The organism is Gluconobacter oxydans, from assembly GCF_006539685.1.
Classification (GTDB): Bacteria; Pseudomonadota; Alphaproteobacteria; order Acetobacterales; family Acetobacteraceae; genus Gluconobacter; species Gluconobacter oxydans.
In genome coordinates, this window is record NZ_BJNM01000104.1 from 1 (window position 1) to 549 (window position 549).

The 549-nt window shown below is 68.1% G+C and carries 1 protein-coding gene; it reads left to right on the forward strand.

What is annotated here, in order from left to right:
- On the forward strand, positions 1-549 hold a 549-nt coding region (locus GOX01_RS12795), incomplete at both ends, for a MobA/MobL family protein (protein WP_170212327.1).

Below are 549 nucleotides of genomic sequence, written 5' to 3' on the forward strand. Positions count from 1 at the left end.
CGCCAAGACCGGCCGGGAATACGAACTGGCGTTACCGGCCGAACTGGACGCGGGCGCACGGGCGGCACTGACCCGGGATTTCGCTGCCGAGCTGGTCAAGCGGTACGGGGTGGTGGCCGATGTGGCGATCCATGAACCCGGACGGGAAGGGGACAACCGGAACCATCACGCGCATATCCTGACCACGACCCGGGCGGCCGGGGCGGACGGGCTGGGGGCCAAGACGCGGGTTCTGGACGTCGCCAGCACCGCCTCGGCCGAGATCGAGCATATGCGGGGTGTATGGGCGCGCCAGGTCAACACGGCGCTGGAACGGCACCAGGTCGAACAGCGAGTGGATCACCGGAGCTTCGAGCGTCAGGGGAGGGAGCAGGAGCCGACCCGGCATATGGGGGTTTCAGCCACCGCCTTGGAACGTCAGGCGGGTCGCCAGTTCCCCGGCAGGGAGCCGGTGACGGATCTCGGGAAGCAGAATGCGGAGATCCGCGAGCGGAATCGGGTTCTGGAAACGGCCCGCAAGGCCGTGGAGAAGGCGCAGGAGCTGTTCTC